Source organism: Mycobacterium timonense, from assembly GCF_025821985.1.
Lineage (GTDB): Bacteria > Actinomycetota > Actinomycetes > Mycobacteriales > Mycobacteriaceae > Mycobacterium > Mycobacterium avium.
In genome coordinates, this window is the sequence record NZ_JACKSY010000063.1 from 1 (window position 1) to 7,795 (window position 7,795).

Genomic DNA, 7,795 nt, shown 5'->3' on the forward strand with positions numbered 1-7,795 from the left:
CCCGAACCAGCGCGCCAACGCCGGCTCATGATCGGACCTACTGACATTCAGATCATCCTCGGGAAGGTGCGCCCACTTTCACGCCCCCACCCCGAGGCTCATCCACAGGTTCTGATCATTGCTCTCGTGCTGCCTCTCAAAGCCCTTGTCCTCAACGTGTTATCGCTAACAGCCACCTTCGGCGCACTGGTATGGATCTTCCAAGACGGCCATCTCGGCGCCCTGGGCACCACGGCGACCGGAACACTGATCGCCAACATGCCGGTGCTGTTGTTCTGCATCGCATTCGGCCTCTCAATGGACTACGAAGTGTTCCTGGTATCGAGAATCCGCGAATACTGGCTGACCTCACCACAAACCAACGCCGCCAACGACGAAAGCGTGGCACTCGGCGTGGCCCGCACCGGACGCGTAATCACCGCCGCCGCACTCGTGATGTCCATCTCATTCGCCGCGCTGAGCGCCTCCCAGGTGTCCTTCATGAGAATGTTCGGACTCGGCCTCACACTGGCCGTCGCCATGGATGCCACCCTGATACGCACCGTGCTAGTCCCAGCGTTCATGCACGTACTCGGCCGGAACAACTGGTGGGCCCCCAAACCCCTAGGCTGGCTACACCATCGGGTCGGCATCAGTGAAACCGCACACACCAGCTCATATACCCCTGCTTACGCCGACGCGGACGAACACTAATTCGGCTGCAGGGCAAAGAACAGGTCTGGCCGCTCCCTGGGTTTCGCACGGTCCTCACTAACCCGAGCCGATGGCGTGGATGTACTGCAGGGCATACTATTTCGCGAAACACCCGGCTCCATAATCCAGAATGAGGTTCTCAGGACGGGTGTCCTGACGAGGATTACACTGCACCGATCTCGATCAGGCCATCCCGCCCCCGTCGAGGGGCGCATCTCGCGTCAGCCCGACGCTACGGAGATGCCTTCGATGCTTCGCGTGTGGGCACGCGGTTCGACGGCGCGAAACAGGGGCGCAGTGACCGCGGTCGTGAAAATAGCTAGCCCGCATAGCATTGCGAAGGCGTAAGCACCGATCAGTTGGGCTTGGTAACCGACGGATGCGATGGCGATCTCTGTGACGCCGCGGCAGTTCAATAAGGCCCCGAGTTGGCTTGATGCTCGTCTGGTGTAGCCGCGGCTCCTGCCGAAGAAGTAGCCGGCCAGCAGCTTGGAGGCGAACGCTGCGATGGTGAGGCTCAGCACGCATAGCAGGCCTTGCCGGCTCAACTGGTCGCGCAGTGTGTGGAGTGGGACTGATAGCGAGGCAGCGACAAAGAAGGCGGGGATGAGTAGATCGATGACCGTCTCTAAGACATGTTTGGCCCGGTCGTTGGTCAGGGTTGCGGGGAAAAAGTAGCCGGCGATGATCGCGCCGACAGCTGGATGTAAGCCCAGAATCTGGGTTGACGCAGCACCGGTGAGCGCGCATGCGAACATCGTGATTGCCCGCGGGCTGTTCTGCTCGAACGCTCTATATCGGCTGATGATTCGCGGGGCGATGAGGATCACGACGACCAGCAGCGCCACGCCGATACCTAGCTCCGCCGCTGACATGGCGCCGTGCTTTGCGGTAAGCACGAGCAGCAGGGTCACCATCGCCCAGGCCAGCCCATCGGTGATGACGGCGATGCGTATGGCCGCGCGCGCAACAGGCGAGGAGGTGACCCTGAGATCCTGGATGACGAGCACCAGCACTGGAACCGCGGTGACGCCGAGCGCGACACCGACAAACGCCCACGCGGAGAAAGTGTTTCCTTTCATCCCTGTTAGCTGGTGCGCGAAGGGCCATGCCGCGGCGGCGCACAGTGCGATCGGAAACATTGCTGCTGCGCCGAGTTGCCAGTGTCGAGGCCGTCCGTCCTTGGTCTGACGGTGAGTTCGTAGCTCGATCCCGACGGCGAACATCAACAGCAACAGTCCAGCGGTGCCAGCGGATTCGACGAGGAATTTTGATGTGCCCGGCAGGACGATCCGAATCGATTGGGAGTTGCAGGAGGCCACTATGGCGCCAAGCAGGAGGCCGAAAACGATGGGCCCCAATACGGTTGGCTGGTTACAACGCCGGAATATGGTCTTGGCCAGCAGTGAGCCGATCACGACGGCGGTGAGCGTCACAAGTCCCTGCAGGCCGTCCCCGAGTGGCATGTGCTCTCCTCATGTCCTCCGTGCTGCCCCGGCAAGAGCAACGCGCATATGCGACATAGCCTGCCGGCACGGCACTTTCGCTCTTCGAGTCATTCGCTGTTTGTGTTACCTGTGGCCGAACTCCGTTGTGGGGCTGCGTTTCTAACCGAAGGCGGCATCGAAGCGGATGCGCAGGTCTCGCAGGCGTTCGATCGGCTCGTTCGCGAAAACCAGACGCAGATACCGATCCCCGCTGGGTCCCCATCCGGTCATCGGTGTGGCCGCGACGCGGCCCTTGTCGAAGAGAAGCGCCGATGCCTGCTGGGGTGTCAGGCCTAGCTCGGTGGTATCGATGAGCAGCGACCAACCGCCCTGTGGGCGAACGACCGGGTACGCAGATAGCTGCTCGATGATGAGCTCGCAACGTTGACGCCAGGTGTTGGTGGCTGTGGCGACGTCATCGTCGGCGTCAGGGGCCGCGAGTGCGGCCGCCACGGCTTGCTGGGCGATCCCCACCTGACAGACGACATTGGTGAGCCCCACTAGCGCGATATCGGCCATGATGGGCCGTGGCCCGACAACCCAGCCGACCCGCCATCCGATCATCCGCAGTTCTTTGGATGCTGAGCCGATGGTGATCGTGCGAGAGGCTAAGCCGGGGTGGCTTGCCGGGTGAAGCGGCGGCTGGCCATCGAAGCGGATGCGTTCCATCGCGGCGTCGTAAATTACCCAGATTCCGTGTCGGGTAACGGCTTCGGCGATCGCGTCGAAGTGTTCGCTGGTCAGTAGTGCCCCGGTGGGCATCGCGGGGCCCATGAGCAAGATAGCGGCGGTGTTGGGTCCGATCGCGGAGGCCAGTTCGGCGGGATCGGTGCGCCACCCGTTCGGGGTGGGGCGGGCAGAAACGTGACGTGGGACGCCGCCGGCGAGCCGGATCCGGTTGATCAAGCCTGCGTAGGCCGGGTCTGTGATGACAACTTCTTGGCCCGGCTCGACGACCGCGAGGAGCGTGTTGAGCACGCCGTTGAGGCCGCCTGCGACGCTGACGCATTGCTCAGTGGGGTCGTAGCTGGCGCCGCTGATACGGGATACGTGCGCTGCGGCGGCCTGGCGTAACTCGTGGTGGCCTTCAAACGGAAGGTAACTGTTGGCGGCATCGTTATCGACCGCAGCACGTGTCAGTTGTTTTGCGATGGCTGGTGGGGCCAGGTCGGTGTCGAGGTTTTCCAACCGCAGCATTTCGGGGTCGTTGGCTGCGTCGGCCCGATCGCCGACGTCATTTACTCCGATGCCGGAGATATGTTGCAGTCGAGACACACTCATGTGGGTCACTGTAACGGCACACACGGGCTACTCGGGCTTGTGCCAGTCGACATTGTTCAAGCACGCCTTGGCCTGACCCGCGTATTTCTGGGATTGTTCGGTTGCAGACCAGCCCCGCGGCGAGATGACGAGGGTTGTCCCTGTTCAACAAACATCGTCACGATGCCCAAACACCTTAGGCTCGCACCGGGATCGTATAGCGCTGGCCGAGCGTGGAGCTGGCCGGTGCGGCGATCTCGATTTGCACTTATCGCCGCACGAGTTGCGTTGCGAATGACAAGTATTCAGGAAGGGTGTTGGTTCCATGACTAGCGCAGAGCGCACCGCCTATGCGTTGACAGCCAACGAGCTCGAGCAGTTCTACCGAGATGGTTTCGCCGGGCCCTTCGACTTGTATGAGCCCGATGACATGCAGGCGAAGTTGCGGGCGCTCACGCCGAAACTCCTGAACACCAAAACCGCGGCATACAAGCAGGATGGCGCGATGTCCGGTGTGACGAATCTGGCCAATTACGACCGCCATCTTGACATCGACTTTCTGGCCGAGCACATCACTCGGCCAGAGATCGTGGACCGGGTATCAAGCATCCTGGGCCCGGACACGCTGTGCTGGCGAAGCGAGTTCTTCCCGAAGTACCCCGGTGATGAGGGCACCGACTGGCATCAAGCGGACAACTTCTCTAATGTTGCCGGCTCCAAACACCCTCAGATCGTTTGGCCGGAAGATTCTGAATTCGGCGGCACCATCACCGTCTGGTGTGCGTTCACCGACGCCACCGTCGACATGGGCTGCTTGCAGTTCATCCCCGGGTCGCACAAAACCATGAACTATGACGAGTCCAAGACCATGGATTACAACGCTGAGTCGATCAACGGTGTGGAGAAGAACGGCGTCAAACGCGGTTTCTTCGGCTACGACTACCGGCAGCTGCAGAAGGACCCGGACTGGTCACCAGATGAGTCGAAGGCGATTTCACTTCCCATGCGCCGCGGTCAGTTTGTGATCTTTTGGTCGACCCTCATGCACGCCTCGCACCCGCACATCGGCAAGACCCAGGACATGCGTTTGGGTTTCGCCGGCCGCTATCTTCCCACCCAGGTTCGGGTGTACCCATTCTCCAACAGTCTCGAAGAGTTCGGCGGAAGCGCCAGCCTGGAGAAGTTCGGTTGCGTGCTGGTCTCTGGACAAGATCACTACGGCCACAACAAGTTCGTCACGCACACCGTCAACGGCACGCCCTTTCAGGTCCGCTGACGCGCATCCTAAGAGAGGAAATCTAGACATGGACATCGCCGCGATCGAGAACCAAATCATCACGTGGTGCAGCGAGTTGGGACTGAAGATCACCAGCGTTGATGACGACTTCTTCGCCTGCGGTGGCACCTCGCTGACGGCCGTCAAGCTGATGAACCGCGCCGACGCCAAGTACGGTGAGGACGCCCTGGGCCCCGAGGACCTCTATGAGCGCAGCTCCATCACCGCGATCGCTGCGACCATCCATGCGAACCTGCTGGAAACCGCACCCCAACGGTAGGACTGAGGCTCCCACCGCATGACCGTCCGCGACATCGCCGCCAACAACGCCGCACTAGCCGCCCACGACACGCTCAACGACACCCATGCGGACTATCCTGACCTGCCGGTCGGTGAGTTATTCGCCCGCCAGGTCGCTGATCGTCCGGATCATCCAGCAGTGTGCTGCGGTGAGCTGACCGTGACCTACAGCCAACTCAACGACGCGGCCACCCGCCTGGCGCACCGTCTGCTACACGATGGCGCGCAGCCTGGCGACGTCATCGCCGTGGCCCTGCCGCGTGGCCTGCAGATGGTGACCGCCGCGCTGGCAACCCTGTTCTGCGGGGCAACCTATCTGCCCATCGATGTGCAATGGCCGACGCGGAGGATCACCGAGTTGCTCGACGCCGCCGGCGCACGGCGTGTTGTGGCCGCCGACCCCACCGCAGAGCTGTGCGGCAGACCCGTCATCGCCGCCACCGCAGACCACAGGCCCATTCCCCCGGTGAAACTGCCCACCGTTGCCCCTGATGCGATCGCCTACATCAACTTCACCTCAGGGTCGACCGGGCGGCCCAAGGGCGTCCCGATCCGCCATCACAGCATCGTGCGGCTCGTCTTCGCCTCACGGTATGCGCCCCTGACAACCGGGGTGCGAGTTCTGCACTTGGCGCCAGTCACCTTCGACGCAGCCACCTTTGAGATATGGGCGCCGCTGCTACACGGGGGCGTGTGCGTGATCTATCCCGATCGCTTCGTGAGGCTCGCTCGACTACGCCAAACCATCGAGGCGCACGGCTGCGATGCCACTTTCATCACCACCGCGCTGTTCAACACCATCGTCGACGAGGCCCCCGAGATCTTCGAGTCCGTGGGCACCATCCTCGCCGGCGGCGAGGCCCATTCGATCCGGCATATACGCCGGGCATTAGACCACTATGGGCCTGGCCGGATCGTCAGCGTCTATGGCCCGACCGAGGCGACAACCTTCGCCACCTATCACCCGATCAACGAAATAGCCGCCGACGCCACCACCGTGCCGATCGGCACGCCGATCCAGAACACCCGCGCCTACCTGATCGACCAAGACCGGTTGTGCGCCCCGGGCGAAATTGGTGCACTGCACTTGGCCGGGCCGGGACTCAGTCCCGGCTACCTCGGGCTACCCGAGCGCACCGCAGCCGATTTCTTCGACGCAGAGATCGGACCCCACCACGAACGCCTCTACCACACCGGGGATCTGGCCTACCTCGACGAGAGCAATCGACTGGTGTTCTGCGGGCGCCGCGATGATCAGCTGAAAATCAACGGATTCCGGATCGAACTCGGCGAAGTCCGCCACCGCATCGAAGAGCTCCCCGCAGTGCGCACCGCCTACGTCACCCCCTACGAACCGAGCCTTGGACAGCGGGCGTTGGCCGCCTTCCTCATCGCCGAGCACCCCAGCATGTCAGCAGAACTGCCCAATCTAGTTATCGCCCATCTGAATGCCCGGTTACCCGCCTACATGATCCCGAAGATGGTGTCGGTGGTCGACGAGCTGCCCCTGGGGGAGACCGGCAAGATCGACCGCACCGCACTGCTCTCCCCCGCCTGACCCGCCCGTCGGCCGAGACTGCATTCGAAGGCAAACACGCACCTAGGAGGATCGGTATTACCGCATCACTGAGCGATGTCGCCGAGAGCACCGACCCGATCCTCAACCACGGGCACGAGGCCTTACGTGAACGTGTCCGCGCCATCCTGGCCGAGATTGTGTTGCCGCACGCCGATTCGTGGGAACAGCAACGGCGCATCCCGGGTACGGCGTGGAAGGCGCTGGGCAACCAAGGCATGCTCGCATTGCCTCATGACGGGACCGGGTTTCTCGAAAGTGCGGTGCTATGCGAAGAATTGGGCCGCACGGGCTATGCCGGCCTCCGCGCCGCACTAGCCGTTCATGCCTACATGGCCGCCTCATACCTACACCAGTTCGGCAGTGACCGGCAGCGCCGCACCTACCTTGAACCGGTCCAGCGCGGCGAGCTTGTTGCAGCGCTGGCGATCAGCGAACCCCACGCCGGATCGGATCTGCGCCACCTGACCACACGCGCTACCCCCGTCGCCGATGATCCCGAACAGTACCGGCTACGCGGAGTCAAAGCCCATGTGGCCAACGGTGTCTCGGCTGATCTCGCGGTGACCGTCGCGATCACCTCACCAGCGACGACCGGCCTAGCCGGCGCCAGCATCATCATCGCCGATCTCGACAATGCTGCGGTGCAGCGCCACGTCGAAGAACCGCTGGGGTTTCGCAGCTCGGGTGTGGCATCGCTGGCCTTCGAGGACGCGCCCGTAGCGGCCAGTAACGTGCTCGGCAAGCCCGGACGTGCACTGCGCCAACTGATGCAGGCCCTGGACTTCGAACGCCTGATCGCCGGCTTGCTCGCGTTGGGCGGCGCCCGCTATACCCTCGAGCTGCTGGGCGCGCATGTCCGCACTCATGTGGTGGGCGACACGGCGTTGAGCGGGTTTCAGAGCGTGCGGCATCGTCTGGCCGACCTGACCGGTCAACTGGCGCTGGTCCGCCAGTTCGCCTACTTCGCCGCCTGGCAGCACAGTCGAGGCCGCCTGGACACCTTCACCGCGGCAACCTTGAAGCAGAAAGCAACCGACCTCGAGTTAGCTGCTGCCTTGGCGTGCATGCACTTCCACTTATCTGTAGGGCGATCCGGGGTGTGGCTGACTGTGTCTGATGGTGAGATTCGACCTTGCGCATGTCGTCGGGAACAGCCTTATCTGTAGAGCTGTACCTGACGGTCGCGCAGGCCGGGGCAGA

General features: G+C 62.7%; 7 protein-coding genes. 5 read left to right on the forward strand and 2 right to left on the reverse strand.

Annotation, left to right across the window (positions count from 1 at the left end; all coding sequences use genetic code 11):
• The coding region (locus H7I87_RS15530; RefSeq protein ID WP_264002757.1) for an MMPL family transporter at nucleotides 1-693 on the forward strand (693 nt) is incomplete at its 5' end.
• Nucleotides 694-914: 221 nt separating this feature from the next.
• Here the strand turns inward: H7I87_RS15530 and H7I87_RS15535 are convergent.
• The gene (locus H7I87_RS15535; protein WP_023900910.1) at nucleotides 915-2,159 is read right to left on the reverse strand and encodes a cation:proton antiporter; all 1,245 of its coding nucleotides are present in this window, start codon (nucleotides 2,157-2,159) and stop codon (nucleotides 915-917) included.
• 141 nt (nucleotides 2,160-2,300) lie between these two features.
• Nucleotides 2,301-3,461, reverse strand: coding sequence for a pyridoxal phosphate-dependent aminotransferase (locus H7I87_RS15540; protein ID WP_023900909.1), 1,161 nt, complete (start codon nucleotides 3,459-3,461; stop codon nucleotides 2,301-2,303).
• A gap of 304 nt (nucleotides 3,462-3,765) precedes the next feature.
• Here H7I87_RS15540 and H7I87_RS15545 point away from each other — a divergent pair, with 304 nt between their 5' ends.
• The 4 genes from H7I87_RS15545 (at nucleotide 3,766) to H7I87_RS15560 (ending at nucleotide 7,761) form a co-directional block, all read left to right on the forward strand.
• Nucleotides 3,766-4,716 (forward strand): chlorinating enzyme, encoded by a 951-nt coding sequence (locus H7I87_RS15545; protein WP_023900908.1) that lies wholly within the window; start codon nucleotides 3,766-3,768, stop codon nucleotides 4,714-4,716.
• Between the two features lie 28 nt (nucleotides 4,717-4,744).
• Nucleotides 4,745-4,996, forward strand: coding sequence for a phosphopantetheine-binding protein (locus H7I87_RS15550; RefSeq protein ID WP_083071819.1), 252 nt, complete (start codon nucleotides 4,745-4,747; stop codon nucleotides 4,994-4,996).
• 18 nt (nucleotides 4,997-5,014) lie between these two features.
• Nucleotides 5,015-6,574, forward strand: a complete 1,560-nt coding sequence (locus H7I87_RS15555) for an amino acid adenylation domain-containing protein (protein WP_083071818.1) — start codon at nucleotides 5,015-5,017, stop codon at nucleotides 6,572-6,574.
• 98 nt (nucleotides 6,575-6,672) lie between these two features.
• Entirely contained in the window at nucleotides 6,673-7,761 is a 1,089-nt protein-coding gene (locus H7I87_RS15560) for an acyl-CoA dehydrogenase family protein (protein WP_264002758.1), read from the forward strand.
• The last annotated feature ends 34 nt before the right edge of the window (nucleotides 7,762-7,795 follow it).

Bases quoted from the DNA above. Each gene is read 5' to 3' on its own strand.
- H7I87_RS15535 (WP_023900910.1), bottom strand. From the start codon at position 2,159: ATGCCACTCGGGGACGGCCTGCAGGGACTTGTGACGCTCACCGCCGTC.
- H7I87_RS15555 (WP_083071818.1), top strand. From the start codon at position 5,015: ATGACCGTCCGCGACATCGCCGCCAACAACGCCGCACTAGCCGCCCAC.
- H7I87_RS15550 (WP_083071819.1), top strand. From the start codon at position 4,745: ATGGACATCGCCGCGATCGAGAACCAAATCATCACGTGGTGCAGCGAG.
- H7I87_RS15545 (WP_023900908.1), top strand. From the start codon at position 3,766: ATGACTAGCGCAGAGCGCACCGCCTATGCGTTGACAGCCAACGAGCTC.
- H7I87_RS15540 (WP_023900909.1), bottom strand. From the start codon at position 3,461: ATGAGTGTGTCTCGACTGCAACATATCTCCGGCATCGGAGTAAATGAC.